Source organism: Mesorhizobium hunchu (genome assembly GCF_040081975.1).
GTDB lineage: Bacteria > Pseudomonadota > Alphaproteobacteria > Rhizobiales > Rhizobiaceae > Mesorhizobium > Mesorhizobium hunchu.
In genome coordinates, this window is sequence record NZ_JBEBMG010000002.1 from 264,905 (window position 1) to 284,330 (window position 19,426).

General features: G+C 66.7%; 19 protein-coding genes. 9 read left to right on the top strand and 10 right to left on the bottom strand.

Features of this window, described 5'->3' with window-relative positions; genetic code table 11:
• Nucleotides 1-7: 7 nt before the first annotated feature.
• Genes ABMA46_RS04765 through ABMA46_RS04775 form a run of 3 tightly spaced genes read left to right on the top strand, consistent with a single transcriptional unit; the run spans nucleotide 8 to nucleotide 3,109 of the window.
• Nucleotides 8-1,282: a Re/Si-specific NAD(P)(+) transhydrogenase subunit alpha gene (locus tag ABMA46_RS04765; RefSeq protein WP_348998166.1), complete on the top strand. Its 1,275-nt coding sequence runs from the start codon at nucleotides 8-10 to the stop codon at nucleotides 1,280-1,282.
• The gene (locus ABMA46_RS04770; protein WP_348998167.1) at nucleotides 1,279-1,707 is read left to right on the top strand and encodes an NAD(P) transhydrogenase subunit alpha part 2; all 429 of its coding nucleotides are present in this window, start codon (nucleotides 1,279-1,281) and stop codon (nucleotides 1,705-1,707) included. Before ABMA46_RS04765 ends, ABMA46_RS04770 begins: the two co-directional genes overlap by 4 nt.
• A gap of 1 nt (nucleotide 1,708) precedes the next feature.
• The gene (locus ABMA46_RS04775) at nucleotides 1,709-3,109 is read left to right on the top strand and encodes an NAD(P)(+) transhydrogenase (Re/Si-specific) subunit beta (RefSeq protein ID WP_348998168.1); all 1,401 of its coding nucleotides are present in this window, start codon (nucleotides 1,709-1,711) and stop codon (nucleotides 3,107-3,109) included.
• 75 nt (nucleotides 3,110-3,184) lie between these two features.
• Here ABMA46_RS04775 and ABMA46_RS04780 read toward each other — a convergent pair whose 3' ends face one another.
• The gene (locus ABMA46_RS04780; protein ID WP_348998169.1) at nucleotides 3,185-4,108 is read right to left on the bottom strand and encodes a hypothetical protein; all 924 of its coding nucleotides are present in this window, start codon (nucleotides 4,106-4,108) and stop codon (nucleotides 3,185-3,187) included.
• A gap of 268 nt (nucleotides 4,109-4,376) precedes the next feature.
• Here ABMA46_RS04780 and ABMA46_RS04785 point away from each other — a divergent pair, with 268 nt between their 5' ends.
• Nucleotides 4,377-4,946: a GNAT family N-acetyltransferase gene (locus tag ABMA46_RS04785; RefSeq protein WP_348998170.1), complete on the top strand. Its 570-nt coding sequence runs from the start codon at nucleotides 4,377-4,379 to the stop codon at nucleotides 4,944-4,946.
• A 46-nt stretch (nucleotides 4,947-4,992) separates the two neighbouring features.
• Here the strand turns inward: ABMA46_RS04785 and gyrB are convergent, their stop codons facing one another.
• Nucleotides 4,993-7,470 (bottom strand): DNA topoisomerase (ATP-hydrolyzing) subunit B, encoded by a 2,478-nt coding sequence (gyrB, locus tag ABMA46_RS04790; protein WP_348998171.1) that lies wholly within the window; start codon nucleotides 7,468-7,470, stop codon nucleotides 4,993-4,995.
• Nucleotides 7,471-7,726: 256 nt separating this feature from the next.
• A complete protein-coding gene (locus ABMA46_RS04795; protein WP_348998172.1) occupies nucleotides 7,727-8,302 on the bottom strand; it encodes an NADPH-dependent FMN reductase in 576 nt (191 codons plus the stop codon).
• A gap of 428 nt (nucleotides 8,303-8,730) precedes the next feature.
• Between ABMA46_RS04795 and ABMA46_RS04800 the strand changes: the two genes are divergently transcribed.
• Nucleotides 8,731-10,122: a cytochrome P450 gene (locus tag ABMA46_RS04800; RefSeq protein WP_348998173.1), complete on the top strand. Its 1,392-nt coding sequence runs from the start codon at nucleotides 8,731-8,733 to the stop codon at nucleotides 10,120-10,122.
• Nucleotides 10,119-10,406 (top strand): acylphosphatase, encoded by a 288-nt coding sequence (locus ABMA46_RS04805; RefSeq protein ID WP_348998174.1) that lies wholly within the window; start codon nucleotides 10,119-10,121, stop codon nucleotides 10,404-10,406. Before ABMA46_RS04800 ends, ABMA46_RS04805 begins: the two co-directional genes overlap by 4 nt.
• A gap of 238 nt (nucleotides 10,407-10,644) precedes the next feature.
• On the opposite strand, the gene ABMA46_RS04810 is transcribed toward ABMA46_RS04805, so the two are convergent.
• The 6 genes from ABMA46_RS04810 to rph all read right to left on the bottom strand — a co-directional run bounded on the left by ABMA46_RS04810 (nucleotide 10,645) and on the right by rph (nucleotide 15,307).
• Nucleotides 10,645-11,025, bottom strand: coding sequence for a YraN family protein (locus ABMA46_RS04810; RefSeq protein ID WP_348998175.1), 381 nt, complete (start codon nucleotides 11,023-11,025; stop codon nucleotides 10,645-10,647).
• On the bottom strand, nucleotides 11,018-11,962 hold the full coding sequence (rsmI, locus tag ABMA46_RS04815; protein ID WP_348998176.1) for a 16S rRNA (cytidine(1402)-2'-O)-methyltransferase: 945 nt from the start codon (nucleotides 11,960-11,962) through the stop codon (nucleotides 11,018-11,020). Before rsmI ends, ABMA46_RS04810 begins: the two co-directional genes overlap by 8 nt.
• Nucleotides 11,963-12,026: 64 nt before the next feature.
• On the bottom strand, nucleotides 12,027-13,184 hold the full coding sequence (gene hemW / locus ABMA46_RS04820) for a radical SAM family heme chaperone HemW (RefSeq protein ID WP_425475685.1): 1,158 nt from the start codon (nucleotides 13,182-13,184) through the stop codon (nucleotides 12,027-12,029).
• Nucleotides 13,185-13,350: 166 nt separating this feature from the next.
• Nucleotides 13,351-13,998, bottom strand: coding sequence for an RdgB/HAM1 family non-canonical purine NTP pyrophosphatase (gene rdgB / locus ABMA46_RS04825; RefSeq protein WP_348998177.1), 648 nt, complete (start codon nucleotides 13,996-13,998; stop codon nucleotides 13,351-13,353).
• Nucleotides 13,999-14,012: 14 nt separating this feature from the next.
• Nucleotides 14,013-14,441, bottom strand: coding sequence for a VOC family protein (locus tag ABMA46_RS04830; protein WP_348998178.1), 429 nt, complete (start codon nucleotides 14,439-14,441; stop codon nucleotides 14,013-14,015).
• Nucleotides 14,442-14,590: 149 nt separating this feature from the next.
• Nucleotides 14,591-15,307: a ribonuclease PH gene (rph, locus tag ABMA46_RS04835; RefSeq protein ID WP_348998179.1), complete on the bottom strand. Its 717-nt coding sequence runs from the start codon at nucleotides 15,305-15,307 to the stop codon at nucleotides 14,591-14,593.
• 126 nt (nucleotides 15,308-15,433) lie between these two features.
• On the opposite strand from rph, the gene hrcA reads away from it, so the two are divergent.
• The 3 genes from hrcA to ABMA46_RS04850 are packed head-to-tail and all read left to right on the top strand — an operon-like array spanning nucleotide 15,434 to nucleotide 18,150.
• Nucleotides 15,434-16,534 (top strand): heat-inducible transcriptional repressor HrcA, encoded by a 1,101-nt coding sequence (gene hrcA, locus ABMA46_RS04840; RefSeq protein ID WP_348998180.1) that lies wholly within the window; start codon nucleotides 15,434-15,436, stop codon nucleotides 16,532-16,534.
• 31 nt (nucleotides 16,535-16,565) lie between these two features.
• Nucleotides 16,566-16,766, top strand: a complete 201-nt coding sequence (locus tag ABMA46_RS04845; RefSeq protein ID WP_348998181.1) for a hypothetical protein — start codon at nucleotides 16,566-16,568, stop codon at nucleotides 16,764-16,766.
• Between the two features lie 49 nt (nucleotides 16,767-16,815).
• Nucleotides 16,816-18,150, top strand: coding sequence for a PQQ-dependent sugar dehydrogenase (locus ABMA46_RS04850; protein WP_348998182.1), 1,335 nt, complete (start codon nucleotides 16,816-16,818; stop codon nucleotides 18,148-18,150).
• Nucleotides 18,151-18,153: 3 nt separating this feature from the next.
• On the opposite strand, the gene ABMA46_RS04855 is transcribed toward ABMA46_RS04850, so the two are convergent.
• Nucleotides 18,154-19,404, bottom strand: a complete 1,251-nt coding sequence (locus ABMA46_RS04855) for an Hsp70 family protein (RefSeq protein ID WP_348998183.1) — start codon at nucleotides 19,402-19,404, stop codon at nucleotides 18,154-18,156.
• Between the last annotated feature and the right edge of the window lie 22 nt (nucleotides 19,405-19,426).

Sequence of the window (19,426 nt, forward strand, 5' to 3'; positions counted from 1 at the left end):
CAAGGCGGTGGGACAGACAGTCTTCATTCCCCGTGAGGTTGACCCAACGGAAGGTCGCGTGGCGGCTTCGCCGGAAACGGCGAAACGGCTGGTCGGGCTGGGATTCGACGTCGTCGTCGAGGCCGGCGCGGGCGCCGACTCGCGCATACCCGACGAGGAATTCGCCAAGGTAGGCGCCGCGATCGGCAAGGCCGCCGACGCCGGCAGGGCGGATGTCGTGCTCAAGGTGCGCCGCCCGACCGACGCGGAACTCAAGGGCTACAGGAAGGGCGCCGCCGTGCTCGCCACGATGGACCCTTATGGCAACGATGCGGTGGTGGCCGCGATGGCGAAGGCCGGCATCACCGCCTTCGCCATGGAGTTCATGCCGCGCATCACCCGCGCGCAGGTGATGGACGTGCTGTCCTCGCAGGCCAACCTCGCCGGCTACCAGGCGGTGATCGACGCCGCCTACGAATACGACCGGGCGCTGCCGATGATGATGACGGCGGCCGGCACCGTTCCGGCGGCGAAAACCTTCATCATGGGCGTCGGCGTCGCCGGCTTGCAGGCGATCGCCACGGCGCGCCGCCTCGGCGCCGTCGTCACGGCGACAGACGTCCGGCCGGCGGTGAAGGAGCAGGTGCAGTCGCTCGGCGCGAAGTTCCTCGCCGTCGAGGACGAGGAGTTCAAGGCGGCCGAAACGGCGGGCGGCTACGCCAAGGAAATGTCGAAGGACTACCAGGCCAAGCAGGCGGCGCTGACCGCAGACCACATCGCCAAGCAGGACATCGTTATCACCACGGCGCTGATTCCCGGCCGTCCGGCGCCGAAACTGGTGTCGGCCGCCATGGTCGCGTCGATGAAGCCGGGCTCGGTGATCGTCGACCTCGCCGTCGAGCGCGGCGGTAATGTCGAGGGCGCGGTTGCCGGCAAGGTCGTCACCACCGCCAACGGCGTCAAGATCGTCGGTCACCTGAACGTCGCGGGCCGCATCGCCGCTTCCGCCTCGCTGCTCTATGCCAAGAACCTCTACGCCTTCCTGGAGACGATGGTCGACAAGGAGACGAAGCAGCTTGCCATCAAGCGCGACGACGAACTGGTCAAGGCGACCATGCTGACCGACGCCGGCAAGGTGGTGCATCCTGCCTTCGCCAAGGCGGCTGAGCCTTACGAGGAGCCGGCGGCGATCCCGGCGAAGACCCTTGTGGCCGACGCTGCCGCGAAGCCCGCGGCGAAGAAACCGGCGGCGCGCAGGACTGCGGCCGTGAAGAAGCCTTCAACCGGTAAGGGGACTGCGTGATGGACACCCTTCAGAAAGCCCTCGACCAGCTCGACCAGGCGAGCGCCGCCGTGCGCCTCGCCGTGCAGGATTTGGCCCATGCGCCCGGCGGCGCGGCCGATGCGGCGGGCGCGGCCGCGCACACGCTGTCGGGCGGTGCGATCGACCCCTTCGTCTTCCGCTTTGCCATCTTCGTGTTGGCGATCTTCGTCGGCTATTACGTGGTCTGGTCGGTGACGCCGGCGTTGCACACGCCGCTGATGGCCGTCACCAACGCCATCTCCTCGGTGATCGTCGTCGGCGCGCTGCTGGCCGTCGGCGTGTCGGCGGCGGGAGCTGCCACCGGCTTCGGCTTCATCGCGCTTTGCCTGGTGTCGGTGAATATCTTCGGCGGCTTCCTGGTTACCCAGCGGATGCTCGCCATGTACAAGAAGAAGGAAAAGTGACGTGTCGGTGAACCTCGCTTCCTTCCTCTATCTCGTCTCCGGCATCCTGTTCATCCTGGCGCTGCGCGGCCTGTCGCATCCGACGACCAGCCGTCAGGGCAATCTCTACGGCATGGTGGGCATGGGCATCGCCATCCTCACCACCCTTGCGCTGGCCGTGCCGTCGCCGGGCGGCTTCGGCTTGATCGTACTGGGGCTGGCCATCGGCGGTGGCGTCGGCGCCTATGTGGCGAAGAAGATCGCCATGACCTCGATGCCGCAGCTCGTCGCGGCGTTCCACTCGCTGGTCGGCCTCGCCGCTGTCATGGTGGCGGCCGCCGCGATCTACGCGCCGGCCTCCTTCGGCATAGGCACGCCGGACGACATCCATTCGCAGGCGCTGGTCGAGATGAGCCTGGGCGTCGCCATCGGCGCCATCACCTTCACCGGCTCGGTCATCGCCTTCCTGAAGCTCGACGGCCGCATGTCCGGCAAGCCGATCATGATTTCCGGCCGCCATGTCATCAACGCCGTGCTCGGCATCGCCCTCGTCGTGCTGATCGTACTGCTGGTCGCCACCGAGGCCAAGCTGGTCTTCTGGCTGATCGTGCTGCTGTCGCTGCTGCTCGGCGTGCTGCTCATCATCCCGATCGGCGGTGCCGACATGCCCGTTGTCGTGTCGATGCTGAACTCCTATTCCGGCTGGGCGGCGGCGGCGCTCGGCTTCACGCTCGGCAACCTGGCGCTCATCATCACCGGCGCGCTGGTCGGTTCCTCCGGCGCGATCCTGTCCTACATCATGTGCAAGGGCATGAACCGCTCCTTCGTCTCCGTCATCCTCGGCGGCTTCGGCGGCGAGACTTCCGCCGCAGGTGCCGACGACGGCATCGAGCGCACCGTCAAGCAGGGCTCGGCCGACGACGCCGCCTACCTGATGATGAACGCGCAGAAGGTCATCATCGTGCCGGGCTATGGCATGGCGGTCGCCCAGGCGCAGCACGCGCTGCGCGAGATGGCCGACAAGCTGAAGGCCAACGGCGTCGAGGTGAAATACGCCATCCACCCGGTCGCCGGCCGCATGCCCGGCCACATGAACGTGCTGTTGGCCGAGGCCAACGTGCCTTACGACGAGGTGTTCGAGCTCGAGGACATCAACTCCGAGTTCGCGCAGGCCGACGTCGCCTATGTCATCGGCGCCAACGATGTCACCAACCCGTCCGCGCGGGATGACAAGTCGAGCCCGATCTACGGCATGCCGATCCTCGACGTCGACAAGGCGCGCACCTGCCTGTTCGTCAAGCGCTCGCTCGGCTCCGGCTACGCCGGCATCGACAACACGCTGTTCTACAAGGACGGCACCATGATGCTGCTCGGCGACGCCAAGAAAATGACCGAGGAGATCGTCAAGGCCATGGACCACTGATCCGCAGTCTGCTCCTCGACAAAAGAAGCCCGACCATCGCCGGGCTTCTTCGTATCTTGGGTATGGAGCGCCCGCTCAGCGATCGCTGACGAACACCGCCTCGTCCTCGTCGCGCTGCATGCCGCCGAGCGCGGCGGCCACGCTGGCGATGAAGGCGCCGATGACCAGCGACAGCGCGCCGACCAGCGCGAAGGTCGCGCTTGCCTTGCGGGCGGTGTCGGCAGCCTGTTGCGCCTTGGTCCTGGCGTCTTCGGCCTTGGCGAGAACCGTATCGACGCGCGCCTTGGCGTCGGCCTCGGAAAGCCCGGTGCGGGCCGCGACGAGCTGCGCCAGATAGGTCTTGTCCTCGTCCGGAATCTGGCCTGCCGCCGCGCCCTCGACCAGAATGCGCGATGCCTGCGCCGCCGCCTCCGCATTGCCCTCCGCGCCCGGCGCGGCGAGCCTCGCCGGATCGGCGGGGCGGAACAGCGAATCGACGAAATAGCCGGCCGCGTCGCTTGCGGTTGAGGAACCGCCGGCGCTGGCGGCACCGGTCGAGGCGGCCGTGGCCGCCCCGGAAGCGATGCTCGAAGCCGCCCGTACCCCGCCGCCGATCACCGCCGTCAGCGCCGAACCGAGCACGAAGACGACGAGCAGCGTCGCGAGCGCCCAGGCGAGAAACCCGTGCGCTGTGTCGCGAAAATACGTCTCGTCGGTGTGGACCCCGACCCACCGGGTCCTGAGCCGTCCGGTCAGGTAGCCGCCCGCCGCCGAAGACAGCCACTGAACGACGACCAGCCATACGGCCGTGGAGACAGCGACAGTGGTAAGTCCGGCGCTCTCGCCTGACCAGGGCGACACCATCGTCAGCCCGATGCCCGAGCCGATCAGCATGAGGATGAAAGTGAGCGTGGACGCCACCAGTGCGCCTGCCACGATCGGACCCCAGTTGATCGCGGAAGAAGCCGACTCTTCCGACGCCGGGAATGCTTCGACCTCTACGGTTGAAAACGTCGTCATCTCCGCTCCCTCAGTGCCAGAATAGCAGGATCAGGATGATGACAGGGATCGGCACGCCGAGCAGCCAGAGCAAGATACCGCGACCCATGGAAAACCTCCGCCTTTTCATGTTGATGGTGCCTGACAATGCGGCTGAGGCGGGTTTCGTTCCATCGAGGTGCACCGGATCCGCCGCACGCGAGGGAGGAGCCTGCGAGGGACACTTGGCGGCCCGGCGTCGTGGGTCGGTCCGGTTGCATCGGTGCCGTTGCGGAGTGAAGATGGCCGCATGGAAGCGGCTGGATTTCCAAGGCTCACGACACCCAGGCTCGTGCTCCGGGCTCCGGAAGAGCGGGACATTCCGGCGTGGTTCGCGCGCGCCACGGACGTCGAATCAGCGTCGCTTGCCGGCGATCCTGCTCCAGCCGACATAAGCGCCGGCAAGCGATGGCTCGCCCGTTCGCGTCGGCGGTTTCTGGATGGGAAGGCGATCCAGTGGTCCATAGATCACGATGGGGTCGCTGGCGCGATCGGGACGATCACGCTGTCTTTCGATGCTGTGTATGCCGAGGCGGCGACCCTGGGATTTGTATTGGGGCGCGCGCACTGGGGGCAGGGGCTGGGCACCGAGGCGGCGCGCGAAGTCCTCCGCTACGGCTTTGAAACGCTGTCGCTTGAACAGGTGACGGCCGAGGCGGTGGAACGCAATCCGGCGTCGCTGCGATTGTTGGCGAAGCTCGGCTTCAGACATGTCGAAAGCTTCGTCGACGAGTCGGACGGCGAACGTTGCGAGCGCTTCGCCCTCGACGGAAACGGCCGATCGTCACGCCTGGCGGGCCATATGTCGCCGGGTTTCTAGAAAACGCCGGCCGGAGCGGCCGCTCCGGCCGCCCGAGAAAGGGTGCTCACACGTCCAGGTTCGCCACCGACAGCGCGTTCTCCTGGATGAACTCGCGCCTCGGTTCCACCTCGTCGCCCATCAGGCGCGAGAACAGGGCGTCGGCTTCTGTCGCCTCCGATATCCTCACCTGCAGCAGCGAGCGTACGTTCGGGTCGAGCGTGGTTTCCCAGAGCTGCTCGGCGTTCATTTCGCCGAGGCCCTTGTAGCGCTGCATGGTCAGGCCCTTCTTGCCGGCGTTGAAGACGGCGTCGAGCAGCGCCATCGGCCCCGAGATCGTCTCGGATGCCTCCTTGCGCCTGAGTACCGGCGGCTGGCCGTAGACCTCGCCGAGGCGCGCCGCAAAGCGGTCGATGGCGCGCGCGTCGGCCGAATTGAGCAGGCTCATGTCGAGCGCGACATGCTCCTTCACGCCGCGCACGGTACGCTCGAAGATGTAGCCGCCGGGACCTTCGTTGGAGGTGGCGGTGCGGCCGCTCCAGCCGCGCTCGGTGTCCTCGGCGATCAAGTCGAGGCGCTCGGCGATCTTCTGCGCCATCGCGCCCGCGCGGCCGAGATCGTCGAACAGCGCCGGGTTGAGCCCGCCGGCGATCGCCGCCTGTTCCACCACGGCGCGGTTGTAGCGCGTGTGCAGGCCGTTGATGAGCTGGCGCACCGCCAGCGCGTCGTCGATCGTGGCGCGCAGGTCCTGTCCGGCGCGCACCTCGCCGCCGCCCAGCGTCAGCGAAGCCTCGTCCAAGCCCGAATCGATGAGATAATCCTCGAAGGCCGCCTCGTCCTTCAGGTATTGCGAGCTCTTGCCGCGCGTCACCTTGTAGAGCGGCGGCTGGGCTATGTAGAGGTAGCCGCCCTCGACCACTTCCGGCATCTGGCGGAAGAAGAAGGTCAGGAGCAGCGTGCGGATGTGGGCGCCGTCGACGTCCGCGTCCGTCATGATGATGATCTTGTGATAGCGCAGCTTCTCGATGTTGAACTCGTCCTTGCCGATCGAGGTGCCGAGCGCGGTGATCAGCGTGCCGATCATCTCGGACGACAGCATGCGATCGAAGCGGGCGCGTTCGACATTGAGGATCTTGCCGCGCAGCGGCAGGATCGCCTGGTTCTGGCGCGAGCGGCCGCCCTTGGCCGAGCCGCCGGCGCTATCGCCCTCGACGATGAAGATTTCGGATTTGGCCGGGTCTCGCTCCTGGCAGTCGGCCAGCTTGCCGGGCAGGGAGGTGATGTCGAGCACGCCCTTGCGCCGCGTCAGTTCGCGCGCCTTGCGCGCCGCTTCGCGGGCGGCGGCGGCCTCAACAACCTTGCCGATCAGCGTCTTGGCCTCACCCGGGTGCTCCTCCAGCCAGGTGCCGAGCGCCTCGTTGACGAGGCTCTCGACCACCGGGCGGACCTCGGAGGAAACCAGCTTGTCCTTGGTCTGGGAGGAGAATTTCGGATCCGGCACCTTCACCGAGAGCACGGCGGTCAGGCCCTCGCGGCAGTCGTCGCCGGTCAGCGTCACCTTTTCCTTCTTGGCTATCCCGGATGTTTCGGCATAGCCGTTGACCTGTCTGGTCAGCGCGCCGCGGAAGCCGGCCAGATGCGTGCCGCCGTCGCGCTGCGGGATGTTGTTGGTGAAGGCGAGCACGTTCTCGTGGTAGCTGTCGTTCCACCACATCGCGACCTCGACCGTGATGCCGTCGCGCTCGCTGCTGATGGCGATCGGTTTGTCGATCAGCGGTTTTTTCGCCCGGTCGAGATATTTGACGAACTCCTCCAGCCCTCCCTCATAGTGCAGTTCCTGCACCTTGACGTCGGCATGGCGCTTGTCGGTCAGCACGATGCGCACGCCGGAATTCAGGAAAGCGAGTTCGCGCAGCCGGTGCTCCAGCGTCGCATAATCGAACTCGGTCACGCCCTTGAATGTCTCGGTGGAGGGCAGGAAGGTGATTTCGGAGCCGCTGCGGCCCTCATAGGTGCCGGGCTGCCTGTCCTCGACATAGCTGCCGGTAACGGCGAGCGGCGCGTCGGCGTCGCCGTTCGAGAAACCCATCTCGTGGATCTTGCCGTCGCGGCGGATCCTGATCTTGAGCCACACCGACAGCGCGTTGACCACCGACACGCCGACGCCATGCAGGCCGCCGGACACCTTGTAGGAGTTCTGGTCGAACTTTCCGCCGGCGTGAAGCTGGGTCATGATGACCTCGGCCGCCGAGACCCCCTCGCTCGGGTGCAGGTCTGTCGGGATGCCGCGGCCGTTGTCGATCACCGTGCAGGAGCCGTCGGGATTGAGGATGACGCTGACGAGGTCGGCATGGCCGGCCAGCGCCTCGTCGATGGCGTTGTCCACCACCTCGTAGACCATGTGGTGCAGGCCCGACCCGTCGTCGGTGTCGCCGATATACATACCCGGCCGCTTGCGCACCGCATCCAGGCCCTTGAGAACCTTGATGGAATCAGCGCCGTAACCGGCGCTCTCGCCGTTGCCGTTTTCTAGCTCGTCGCTCATGCACTGCTTTCAAAAATATGTCGAAAGGGGCGCGCGGCCAATGCCGCCGAATCGCACGCCTGCGGAGACACCAGATATAGGCTTTTATGACCGCATTTTAAAGGTTTAGAGCCCGATCTCGGGGTTTTCCAAAGTCTTCCGGGCAGCACAGGGCCGCGACGGCGCCGCTCGCCCGAAAAGCCGGACTGTAAACGCCGGCGATCGGAGGCCGGCCGCCCTGAGGGCGGCCGGGACGAAGGGTGGACGGACCAGTGCGTCAGGCGGCCGGCTGGCGCATCGGCTTCATGGCGACGCTCCAGCGGTGGAGTTCGTCCAGCATCGTGGTCGCGCTGGTCGCAGCCATGTCGTTGGGCGTGAAATGGCCCTTGTCGTCGAGGTGCTGGGCGAAGGCCGGCAGGACGATCGCCTCGGGGATCGGCATGACCTTGAGCGTGGTCAGCAGCGGCTTCAGCGATTGCACCGAACGCATGCCGCCGGAAATGCCGCCGTAGGACAGGAAGCCGGCCGGCTTGTAGGCCCATTCGCGCACGAGGTAGTCGACCGCGTTCACGACCGAGGGCGGCGCGAAATAATTGTATTCGGGCATGACGAAGACGAAGGCGTCGGCGGCGCCGACCGCCTGCGACCAGGCCTTGGTGTGCGCTTTCTCGTACTTGCCGAGCCGGGGATGGTGCGGTTCGTCCAGGATCGGCAGGTTGAACTCGACCAGATCGGCGAGGACCGGCTCGAACTTGCCGTGCTCGTCGGCGGCGGCCCGCAGCCATTCTGCGAAGACGGGCCCGACGCGACCGGGACGGGTCGAGCCGACGATGATGGTGAGGCGATGTTTCAAGACGGGTCTCCTGACGGTATCCAATGGTGACCGTGACCTATGACAGCGAGCCGCCGTCGGCAAGCAGGCATGTCGAGGAAACCAACGCCTTTCGGTAGACGGATCGTTCGTCTTTGCCGAACAAATCGCCGGAGGATTGCATCGGGACGAGTATACAACGAGCGCCGCACCCTCCCCACAAGGGGAGAGGGACTTTGCTACGGTGCTACGGTGCGCCAACGCTGGCGATCTTGGGCGAAACGGCAATGTCGGCGTCTCCTTCCCCCTTGCGGGGAGGGGTCAGGGGTGGGGGTGCGGGACGAAAAATTCCATATGCGATGCCCTTGCCTCAAAGAAGCAGGGTCATGAAAACCGTAGTCCGATCAGTCTCAAGCCGCCACATGGACGCCCGTATCCGGTGCCATTACAATGGCGGAAAGGCCGATTTCATGGACACAAAGCCCGCCCCTTTCGTTCCGCCAGCGCCGAGACCGCGCACGACGCCGCCCTCGACGTTGGAGATGATGCGCATCGTCTACCGCAATCCGCTCGAATTGTGGGGCGAGCCTTCCTACAACGAGCCGTGGATTTCGGTGACCGGCGTCGGCGGGCCGCTGGTCATCGCCAACGATCCGGCGCTGATCCGCCATGTGCTGGTGGACAATGCGAAGAACTACAGGATGGCCACCGTTCGCCAGAAGATCCTGCGCCCGATCCTGCGCGACGGGCTGCTGACGGCCGAGGGCGACGTCTGGAAGCGCTCGCGCAAGGCGATGGCGCCGGTCTTCACGCCGCGCACCGTCTTCGGCTTCGCGCCGGCCATGCTGAAACGTTCGCTCGATTTCGCCGACCGCTACCAGGACGGCAGCGTCTCCGACATCGCCCACGACATGACCATGCTGACCTACGAGATCCTGGCCGAGACGCTGTTCTCGGGCGAGATCGCGGGCGAGGAGGGGACGTTTGCGCAGGACATCGATCGCCTCCTGGAAACCATGGGCCGCGTCGACCCGCTCGATCTTCTGCGCGCGCCCGACTGGCTGCCGCGCCTCACCCGCATCCGCGGCCGCAAGGTGATGGCCTATTTCCGCGGCGTCGTCGCCGAGACGATCCGGCAGCGCGAGGACCGGCTGAAGCGCGACCCGGAAGGCGCGCCGCAGGATTTCCTCACATTGCTGCTCCGGGCGGAAGGCCCGCAGGGCCTGACCCGCGCCGAAGTGGAGGACAACATCATCACCTTCATCGGCGCCGGTCACGAGACCACGGCGCGCGCGCTCGGCTGGACGCTCTATTGCCTGGCGGAGGCGCCGTGGGAACGCGAGCCGGTCGAGCGCGAGATCGACGCCGTGCTGGCGGCCGAGCCGGACCCAACCAGGTGGCTCGACCTGATGCCGCTCACCCGCGCCGCCTTCGACGAGGCGCTGAGGCTCTATCCGCCGGCCCCCTCGATCAACCGCGAGCCGATCGAACCGGAAACCTTCCGGTCGAAATCGGGACAGGAGCTTTATATTCCGCCGAAGGCTGCCGTGTTGGTGATGCCCTGGGTGGTGCATCGCCACCGCAAGCTGTGGCCGGAGCCAGACGCCTTCATCCCGGCGCGGTTCCATCCCGCCAACCGGGAGAAGATCGACCGTTTCCAGTATCTGCCCTTCGGCGCCGGACCCCGTGTGTGCATCGGCGCTTCCTTCGCCATGCAGGAGGCCGTCATCGCCTTGGCCGTCCTCCTGTCGCGCTTTCGCTTCGATACGATGGAGGAGACGAACCCATGGCCGGTGCAGAAACTGACGACCCAGCCGCAAGGCGGCCTGCCGATGCGCGTGACGAGGCGGGCAGGGGCGTGAGCGGGGACGCGGACCGGCGCTGCGTCAGCGTCCGCATCGCCGGGCACGTGCAGGGCGTCGGCTTTCGCGCCTGGACGGCCAGGCAAGCCGACGGGCTCGGCCTCGAGGGATGGGTCGGCAACCAGCAGGACGGCTCGGTCCATGCGATGATCGTCGGCAGCGATCAGGCCGTCGCGGCCATGCTGGAGGCCTTCATGCATGGCCCCGATTTCGCGACGGTCACGGACGTGATGTGGCACCAGACCGACGAGCCCGACCTGTCGGGGTTCCGCATCGTGTCGTAAGCATCTTGATTGGCGTCATTCTGGGGCCGCGCAGCGGAACCCGGAACCCAGTCCGCCGGCCTTGCTCGTTCAATCCGGAATTCTCAGCGTTCCGCCCTGGATTCCGGGTTCCGCTACGCGGCCCCGGAATGACGGCTTATGCGTGAACGTCTCCGAACCTTCAACCGTCCCACGGCCGAGGCAAGCAGACGCGAGGGTACGGTTGTGGCTACCCCAAAAAAAGACAGCCCTTCCTCCGTCACCCGTTCCGCCCCTGAAAGATATTCTCCACATGTACCGGCCAGCGCCAGGGCAGCACGGCCACCATGTCGAAGCGCACGGAAAGCCGTCCGTAGTCCGGCTGGCGCGACAGCCACAGGTCCGCCGCGCCTTCGATGCGCCGTTCGGACTCGCGCGCGATCGCCTCCATCGCTGCGCGCAAGGTGGGCCGCGCCTTCACCTCGACGATGAGCACGAGGTCGCCCCGGCGCGCGATCAGGTCGATCTCGCCCAGCCTCGTCCTGTAACGGCGGGCGAGGATGCGGAACCCCTTCGCCATCAGGGCAGCCGCCGCCAGCCATTCGCCGCGATGGCCGCGCCGGTAGGATTTGCGCCGCCTGGCGGTCGTGGCGTCAGCCATCGCCGTGTCGTCGGCCGCCGGTCGGCTGGTCGGCCGGTTTTTCGCCATCCGCCTTGAGTTCCAGCAGCCGCCGGTAAAGCGCCTGCTTCGGCAGGCCGGTCATCCTCGCCGCCTCCGCCGCCGCCTTCGAGGCCGGCATCTCGGCAGCCAGCGAGGCCAGCAGCGCGTCGACGTCGCCGGCGTCCTGGTCCTTGGCGAGCGGAGGTCCGACACAGATGACGATCTCGCCCTTCGGCGTATCGGTTTGGCCATAGTGGGCCGCGAGGTCCGCAAGCGTGCCGGTACGCGTTTCCTCGAAGGTCTTGGTCAGTTCGCGGCCGACTGCCGCCTGGCGCTCGCCGCCGAGACATTCCGTCATCGCGGCCAGCGTGTCCGCGACGCGCCGTGGCGATTCGAAAAAGATCAGCGTCGCCGGCACCGGCGACAATTCCTTGAGACGCGTCGCGCGTTGGCCTGCCTTCACCGGCAGGAAGCCGGCGAACAAGAAGGTGTCGGACGGCAGGCCAGAGGCCGTGAGCGCGGCGAGTGCGGCCGACGGGCCGGGCACCGGAACGACCCGGATGCCTTTGTCCAGTGCCTCGCCGACCAGCCGGTAGCCGGGATCGGAGACGAGCGGCGTGCCGGCGTCGGAAATCAGCGCCACGCTCTGCCCGGCTTCGATCGCCTCGATCAGGCGCGGCCCGGCCTCTGCGGCGTTGTGTTCGTGATAGGCGGTGGTGCGGCGGCGGATGCCGTAACGCTCCAGAAGCACGCGGCTCACCCGCGTGTCCTCGCAGGCGAGGACATCCGCCGCGGCCAGCGTCTCCAGCGCCCGCAAAGTGATGTCGGACAGGTTGCCGATCGGCGTCGCCACAAGGTAAAGCGCGGCGGGCAGGGCGCGCGCCGCCACCTCGGTCCTGCCGATCAGATAGCTGTGAGGTCTTTCTTCGTCGGCCATGGTATCCTCGCCCATGCCTGTTTGCCACGGCTGAGGGCCTGTTGAAAGGCTTCAGGATATGCGCTCAGCGCGCCAGATCCGCCACCACGGCGTCCAGCACGATCATGCCGGCGGGCGTGGCGCGCAGGCGCGAATTGCCGACGGGCGCAACCAGCCCTTCCTCCTGCAGGATGGCGAGCCGCGACGACGAGAGCGGCCGCCCGGCATAGGCTTCGAAGCGCGCTAGGTCGATGCCTTCGGCGAGCCTCAGCCCCATCAGCAGGAATTCGTCGGCCTCTTCCGAGCGCGTCAGCACCTCGCCGTCGACGACGCCTTGTCCCTTCGCCTCGACGAGACTGGCCCAGGTCTCCGGCATCTTCTCGGTGATCGTGACGATTCGGCGTCCGTTCTCCACGAAGCGGCCGTGCGCGCCCGGCCCCACGCCGACATATTCGCCATAGCGCCAGTAGGTCAGATTGTGCCGGCTTTCGGCTCCCGGCCTGGCGTGGTTGGAAATCTCGTAGGCCGGCAGGCCGCGCGCGGCGGTGATGGCCTGCGTCACGGCGTAGAGTTCCGCCGCGTGCTCGTCGTCGGGCATGGCGAATTTCTTCGCGGCGTGAAGCGCATGGAAGGGCGTGCCTTCCTCGATGGTGAGCTGGTAGAGCGACAGATGGTCTGCGGCGTGGCCGATCGCTTCCTCCAGTTCGGCGGCCCAGTCGTCCGGCGTCTGGCCGGGGCGGGCGTAGATCAGGTCGAAGGAAAGGCGCGGAAAGATGTCGCGCGCCAGCCCGATCGCCTTCAGCGCCTCCTCGACATTGTGCAACCGGCCGAGGAACTTCAGGTCGCGGTCGTTGAGCGCCTGCACGCCGAGCGACACCCGGTTGACGCCGGCCGCCCGGTAGCCGCGGAAGCGTTCGGCCTCGACAGAGGAAGGGTTTGCCTCCAGCGTGACCTCCGCGCCGGCGGCCACGGTCCAGTTGGACGCGATCGCATCGATCACGGCGCCGACCGTCTCCGGTTTCATCAGCGAAGGCGTGCCGCCGCCGAGGAAGATCGACGTCACCTCGCGCGGCCCGCTACGCGCGCGCATCGTGGCAAGCTCGGTCGCGAAGGCGCGGGAGAACCGCTCCTGATCCACCGGCTGATGGCGGACATGGCTGTTGAAATCGCAATACGGGCACTTCGCCGCGCAGAACGGCCAATGGACATAGACCCCGAAACCGGGCGTGCGGTCGAGGATCAACTGAACGTCTCCAGGAGACCGGAGCTTTCGTTCTGCAAAAGCAGACTACCCCCACCCCTAACCCCTCCCCGCAAGGGGGAGGGGGAGCTGCCGCATGCCAGGAATCCCCCTCCCCCTTGCGGGGAGGGGTTAGGGGTGGGGGTAAATAGCGTCGATAGGAGCATATTCAGGCCGAACCCAGCCGCGCCTCAGCGAATTTCTTGAACGCCCGCGCCCTGTGCGACAGCGCTTCGGCGTCTCCCGGCTTCCAGCCGTGTTTCTTCTCTGCCGTCATCTCGCCGAAGCTCTTGTCGTAGCCGTCGGGCACGAAGACGGGATCGTAGCCGAAGCCGAGCTCGCCGCGCGGCGGCCACACCAGCTTTCCTTCCGCCTCGCCGCGATAATATTCCGCCTCGCCGTCCGGGAAGGCCAGGCAGATGACGGCGACGAAGCGGCCGGTGCGCTGCGCCGGCTCGGTCGCGCCGGCCTTTTGCAGCGCGTCCTCGGTTTTTTGCATCGCCATGCCGAAATCGCGGCTGCCGTCCGGCTTCTCGGCCCAGTTGGCGGTATAGACGCCGGGCGCGCCGTCCAGCGCATCGACCACCAAGCCGGAATCGTCCGACATGGCCGGCAGGCCGGTGGCTTTTGCCGCGGCGAAGGCCTTGATGTAGGCATTCTCCTCGAAGGTCGTGCCGGTCTCTTCCGGTTCCGGCAGGCCGTATTCCCTGGCTGACTTCGCCTCGAAGCCGAACGGCGCCAGAAGATCGGCGAATTCGCGCAGCTTGCCTTCATTGTGGCTGGCGACGACAAAGCGTTTGCCTTCGAGAGGGTGCATCATGGTCTCCGGACTTAAAGGCCCCAGATTTTCGGTTCGGCGAATTCCAGCGAATTGCCGGATGGGTCGCGGAAATAGATCGAGCGGCCGCCTTGTTCCTGGCCCGGTTTGGGCGGCCAGTGGAAATCGGCTTCGATGGCGACGCCACGCTCGCCCAGTTTCGCTTTCCAGCGCTTGATCTCATCTTCCGTCGCTGCAAAGCACAGATGTCCCTCGCCGGCTGCGCCATGCGGCGGCACCGGCAGCTTCGCATCGGGGGAGGGCGGTTCTCTCGTCGCCTCGGCGTTGAACAGCAGGAGCACGCCCGCGCCACAGCGGAAGAACACATGCCGGCCATCCGCCCTGGCGATCCGCTCCAGCCCGAGGACATCGGCATAGAACGCCTCGGCCGCATCGAGGTCGGCGACGTAGAGGGCGGATTCGAGGATGGCGGAAGGTTGCATCTAGATCCCCACGGATCGAGGAACCTTACCCCCGCCCCTAGCCCCTCCCCTCAAGGGGGAGGGGGATTTGGCGTGCGGCAGCTCCCCCTTGAGGGGAGGAGCCAGGGGTGGGAGTGTGTGGTAGGACGTCGGAAAGTTCATCGACCGATCTACGAAACCGCCAGCTTCTGCAAATCCACCAGCCGCGCGATGCCCTTCTTGGCCAATCCCATCAGCGCGGAAAACTGCTCCTCGGAAAATGGCTCGCCCTCGGCCGTGCCCTGGATTTCGACAATCCCGCTTTTGCCGGTCATGACGAAATTGGCGTCGGTGCCGGCCGACGAATCCTCCAGATAGTCGAGGTCGATCACCGGCTGGCCGTCATGGATGCCGCAGGAAATGGCGGCGACGTGGTCCCTCAGCACCCTGTCCACCTTGACCATCTGGCGCGCCTCCATCCAGCGCAGGCAGTCGTGCAGCGCCACCCAGCCGCCGGTTATGGAGGCCGTGCGCGTGCCGCCGTCGGCCTGGATGACGTCGCAGTCGACCGTGATCTGAACCTCGCCCAGCGCCTGCATGTCCACCACCGCACGCAGCGAGCGGCCTATCAGGCGCTGGATTTCGAGCGTGCGGCCGCCCTGCTTGCCGGCCGACGCCTCGCGGCGCATGCGGTCGCCGGTCGAGCGCGGCAGCATGCCGTATTCGGCCGTCACCCAGCCCTTGCCGGAATTGCGCATCCAGCCCGGCACCTTCTCCTCCAGGCTCGCCGTGCACAGCACATGCGTGTCGCCGAATTTCACCAGGCACGAGCCTTCGGCGTGCTTGGACACGCCGCGCTCGAAGGAGATGGCGCGCATTTCATCGTTCTGGCGCTTGGAAGGACGCATCCGGGTCGCTCTCTGTTCTGAATCGTGCCGGGCTTGTAGCCCCCCCGCGCAGACGGCGCAAAGGAAAACCGCCCGCGCTTGCGCCGCCTGTGCCCAGGTCTATATCCTTGTCTCGGAGGTTGACCGATGACGAAGCCGATCACGGATCCCATCTTTCAGGCCGCGGCGCTGCAGTCGCCCGCCTTGCAGTCGCTCGACCAGCGCTCGCGCGAGATCTTCCGCCGCATCGTCGATTCCTATCTGCACGACGGCGAGCCGGTCGGCTCTCGCTCGCTCTCGCGCATCCTGCCTTCGTCGCTGTCTCCGGCCACGATCCGCAACGTCATGAGCGACCTGGAGCATCTTGGGCTGATCTACGCGCCGCACGTCTCGGCCGGCCGCCTGCCCACCCAGCAGGGCCTGCGCTTCTTCGTCGACGCCTTCATGGAACTGGGTGATCTGGCGGATGAGGAGCGCCGTGTCATCGAGACCCAGATCAAGGCGTCCGGCGAGGGCGCGTCGCTGGAGCATATGCTGACCGAGGCCAGCCAGATGCTGTCGGGCATGTCGCGCGGAGCCGGTCTCGTGCTGGCGGGCAAGAGCGAGGCCGCGCTCAAGCATATCGAATTCATCCAGCTCGAGCCCGGCAAGGCGCTGTGCGTGCTGGTGTCCCAGAACGGCGATGTCGAGAACCGCATCGTCGAGTTGCCGCCCGGCGTCACCGTCTCGCAACTGCACGAGGCGTCGAATTTCCTCAACGCGCACATCCGTGGCCGCACGTTGTCGGAAGCGCGCGGCGAGATCGAGCGGCTGAAGGAGGAAACCCGCCAGGCGCTCGATTCGCTGTCGCAGGACTTGGTGGAAAAGGGCCTTGCGGTATGGGCCGGCGCCGACAGCGGCCTGCCGGCACGGCTGATCGTGCGCGGCCGCGCCAACCTTCTGGAGAACGTCACTGCGCAGGCCGATATCGAATTGCTGCGTCATTTGTTCGACGACCTGGAGACGCAGGACGGCCTGATCCAGCTTCTCGACGTGGCCGAGCAGGGCTCGGGCGTGCGCATCTTCATCGGCTCGGAGAACAAGCTGTTCTCGCTCTCCGGTTCCTCGCTGGTGGTCGCGCCCTACCGCGACAAGGATGCCCGCGTCATCGGCGCGCTCGGCGTCATTGGCCCGACAAGGCTGAACTATGCCCGCATCGTGCCGATGGTGGACTATACGGCGCAACTCATCTCGCGCATGCTGCGTTGACCGACAGGCCTGCCGCGCAAGGAGCAACATCATGGCGTTCGAATCGATCAAGGCTGAAATCGACCTGCTGCTGGCCGCCATGATCAACCAGCCCGAGGACGCGCGCGAGATTCGCGAGCAGGTGCGCGAGAAGCTGAACGAATTGCGTGCGATGGGGATGCCGCTGCCGGCAGATCTGGTGGCGCTGGAATCGAAGCTCGATCGCGCCGAGGACGGCGACAGCGACGACTGATCCTTCGGCGGGCGCATCCGAGCTTGCCCTGAACGCAAGGGAGAGCAGCGTGAAAACAATCGCCCTGGCAATACTGGCTTCCTTTGCATTTGCCGGCTTCGCGAGCGCCCAGCAGCAAGCGAGCCCCCTGCAGGGAAAGGACGCCTTCGGCGGCTGGCGCGACGACAAGCCGGGAGTGTGGCGCCTGATCCGGCCCGGCGATCTGACCGCGCCCGATCTCGGCGGCTCGGCTTCCAACAGCGCGGACAAGGTGGCGGTGCCGCAGGCGGCCGCTCCCCGACTGCCGCAGGGGTTCTCGGCGACCATGATCGCCTCCGGCCTGCGCGGCCCGCGCGTCGTGCGTGTCGCGCCGAACGGCGACCTGTTCGTCGCCGACAGCCGTGCGAACCGCGTCCTCGTCTATCGTCTGGACGGCAGCGGCAAGGTCGCCGAAAAGGGAACCTTCGCCGATGGCCTGCGCCAGCCTTATGGCATTGCCTTCCATCCAGCGGACAGGCCGGAATGGGTCTATGTCGCCAATTCCGACAGCATCGTGCGGTTTCCCTATCGCGACGGCGACCTGAAGGCGTCCGGAAAACCCGAGACGATCGTGTCCGGCATCCCGGCCAACCATCACTGGACGCGCGACATCGTCTTCTCGTCCGACGGCAGGACGCTTTACCTGTCGGTCGGGTCCGGCTCCAACGTGGCCGAAGGCATCGGCAAGGCGCCCGAGGGCGGCATCGGGGCATGGGCGGCCGGCGAGGCGCCGGGAGCCGCGTGGGGATCGGAACAGGGCAGGGCCGAGGTGCGCGCCTACGATCCGGACGGCGGCAACGGCCGCGTCGTGGCGACGGGCCTGCGCAACTGCTCGGGCATGACGCTGCAACCCGCCACCGGCGCGCTCTGGTGCGTCGTCAACGAGCGCGACGGGCTGGGCGACGACCTGCCTTTCGAATACGCCACCAGCGTGAAGCAGGGCGCGTTCTACGGCTGGCCCTGGTACTATATCGGGTCCAACGAGGATCTGCGCCATGCCGGCGCGCGGCCGGACCTCGCTGGCAAGGTGACCGTCCCGGACGTTCTCATACAGGCCCATTCCGCGCCGCTCGGCATCGCCTTCTACCAAGGCAGCCAGTTTCCGGCGGAGTATCGCGGCGACGCCTTCGTCACCCTGCACGGCTCCTGGAACCGCGGCACGCGCACCGGCTACAAGGTCGTGCGCCTGAAGTTCGACAATGGCAGGCCGACGGGCGCCTATGAGGATTTCATGACCGGCTTCGTCGTTTCCGATGCCGCCGTCTGGGGCCGGCCCGTCGGCGTCGCTGTCGCGAAGGACGGCGCGCTGATCGTCACCGAGGACGGGTCGGGCACGATCTGGCGCGTGGCTTACAATGGTAAGTAAAAGCTAACCGAACTTGCGCCGCGCCTCCAGCGCCAGCCCCATGCCGACGCTGCCGAAGCGGTCGCCGTCGACCACCCGCGCCTGCGGCACCAACTGAAGGATCGCCTGCCGGGCCGCCGGAATGGCCGTCGAGCCGCCGGTCAGGAACACGGCGGTGATGTCTCCGGCGCTCAGCCCCGCATCCTCGATCGTCGCCGAAACGGTGGCGGCGACGCGCTGCACCGCCTGCGCGATCGTCTGGTCGAAGTCGCGCCGGGTCAGGCGAGGGGTGGCAATGTCGTAGGGCATCGCGATCACCGTCTCGTCCGCGTCGGTCAGCGCGATCTTGGCCTGCTCGACCGTGCCGGCCAGCGCATGGCCCAGCCGATGGTCGACGATGGTGATCATGCGTTCGACCAGATCAGGTCGCGCCGCCTCGAAGCGGATTTGCCTGAGGTCGTTCATCGCCTTGGGCGTATAGAGCAGGTTGATGCGGTGCCAGGTGGCGAGGTCGATGAAATAGCCGGCAGGCAGGTTGCGCTTGCCGTCCTTGGTCGGCGTCAGATAGCCCAGTTCCGGCATGACATGGGCGATCGATACCAGCCGGTCGAAATCCGTGCCGCCGATATGCACGCCGCGATTGGCGAGGATATCGTCCTTGCGGTCGGCGGCCCTGGCGCGCTCCGGCGAAACGCGGACGATGGAGAAGTCGGAGGTGCCGCCGCCCATGTCGACGATCAGCACCGTCTCCTCGCCGCGCACGGCCTGCTCGTAGTCGAGCGCCGCCGCGATCGGCTCGTATTGGAAGGCGATGTCGGTGAAACCCTGTGCCCGCGCGGCCTTTTCCAGTTCGTCCTGCGCCTTGCGGTCGGCGTGCGCGTCGTCGTCGACGAAATGCACGGGGCGGCCGAGGACGGCGCTTTCGAAAGGCGCTTCGGCGAAAGCCTCGGTGCGGCGCTTCAACTCGGCGATGAAAAGCCCGACAATGTCGATGAAGGCCATCGACCGCTTCTGGATGCGCGTCTTTTCATTGACCAGCGAACTGCCGAGGACGCTCTTCAGCGCCCGCATCAGCCGCCCTTCCACGCCATCGGCATAATTGGTGATCGCCTCGCGGCCGAAACGGGCGCGGTCGCCGTCGAAGGAGAAGAAGATGGCGCTGGGCAGCGTCGTCTCATCACCTTCCAGCGGAACGAGGCCGGCGCGCTCGTCCTGCGCCAGGCCGACGGTCGAATTCGACGTGCCAAAATCGATGCCGCCGATGACTGTTCGCATCGTCTCGTCCCGTCCTGTCTGG

Bases quoted from the DNA above. Each gene is read 5' to 3' on its own strand.
- ABMA46_RS04780 (WP_348998169.1), bottom strand. From the start codon at position 4,108: ATGACGACGTTTTCAACCGTAGAGGTCGAAGCATTCCCGGCGTCGGAA.
- ABMA46_RS04785 (WP_348998170.1), top strand. From the start codon at position 4,377: ATGGAAGCGGCTGGATTTCCAAGGCTCACGACACCCAGGCTCGTGCTC.
- gyrB (WP_348998171.1), bottom strand. From the start codon at position 7,470: ATGAGCGACGAGCTAGAAAACGGCAACGGCGAGAGCGCCGGTTACGGC.
- ABMA46_RS04800 (WP_348998173.1), top strand. From the start codon at position 8,731: ATGGACACAAAGCCCGCCCCTTTCGTTCCGCCAGCGCCGAGACCGCGC.
- ABMA46_RS04810 (WP_348998175.1), bottom strand. From the start codon at position 11,025: ATGGCTGACGCCACGACCGCCAGGCGGCGCAAATCCTACCGGCGCGGC.
- rsmI (WP_348998176.1), bottom strand. From the start codon at position 11,962: ATGGCCGACGAAGAAAGACCTCACAGCTATCTGATCGGCAGGACCGAG.
- rdgB (WP_348998177.1), bottom strand. From the start codon at position 13,998: ATGCACCCTCTCGAAGGCAAACGCTTTGTCGTCGCCAGCCACAATGAA.
- ABMA46_RS04830 (WP_348998178.1), bottom strand. From the start codon at position 14,441: ATGCAACCTTCCGCCATCCTCGAATCCGCCCTCTACGTCGCCGACCTC.
- rph (WP_348998179.1), bottom strand. From the start codon at position 15,307: ATGCGTCCTTCCAAGCGCCAGAACGATGAAATGCGCGCCATCTCCTTC.
- hrcA (WP_348998180.1), top strand. From the start codon at position 15,434: ATGACGAAGCCGATCACGGATCCCATCTTTCAGGCCGCGGCGCTGCAG.
- ABMA46_RS04845 (WP_348998181.1), top strand. From the start codon at position 16,566: ATGGCGTTCGAATCGATCAAGGCTGAAATCGACCTGCTGCTGGCCGCC.
- ABMA46_RS04855 (WP_348998183.1), bottom strand. From the start codon at position 19,404: ATGCGAACAGTCATCGGCGGCATCGATTTTGGCACGTCGAATTCGACC.